Here is a 441-nt window from a genome sequence, read left to right on the forward strand (position 1 = left end):
CGCCCGTCGAGCAATACCACGACCCCATCGATCAATACGGTGCTGACATCGCCAGCATGAGCATGATAGACGAGCGTCCCTACGGGATCGATAATGGGCACGATCCCCGGGCGCGTCACGTCGATGAGCTGAATATCTGCCTTTTTCCCGATCTCGATCGACCCGATCTGGTCGTCCATGTGCAGCGCGCGTGCGGCGTCTAGCGTCGCCGCCCGGAGTGCATCGCGAGACCGGAACAGCGTGGCATCACGCTCACGCATGCGTGCGACCGAGACGTACATGCGCATCGCGTCGAAGCAGTCTGCGAAATAATTGTCTAGGCCGAGCGCAACGGAAAGCCCCTCGTCAATCATCCGCTGGACTGGCGCGGCGGCGCCGCGCAATGCACTAAGCACCGGGCAATGCGCCACCGCCGCCTTCGCCTTGCGCAAAATCGCGAGA

At 62.4% G+C, this 441-nt stretch carries 1 protein-coding gene; it reads right to left on the bottom strand.

Annotated elements, in window-relative coordinates; translation table 11 throughout:
* Window positions 1-441, bottom strand: a 441-nt coding sequence (locus J5M56_RS25570) for an amidohydrolase family protein (protein ID WP_207938133.1), incomplete at both ends; no start/stop codon positions are given.

This window comes from Pseudomonas sp. 51_B, from assembly GCF_017491595.1.
GTDB lineage: Bacteria > Pseudomonadota > Gammaproteobacteria > Pseudomonadales > Pseudomonadaceae > Aquipseudomonas > Aquipseudomonas promysalinigenes.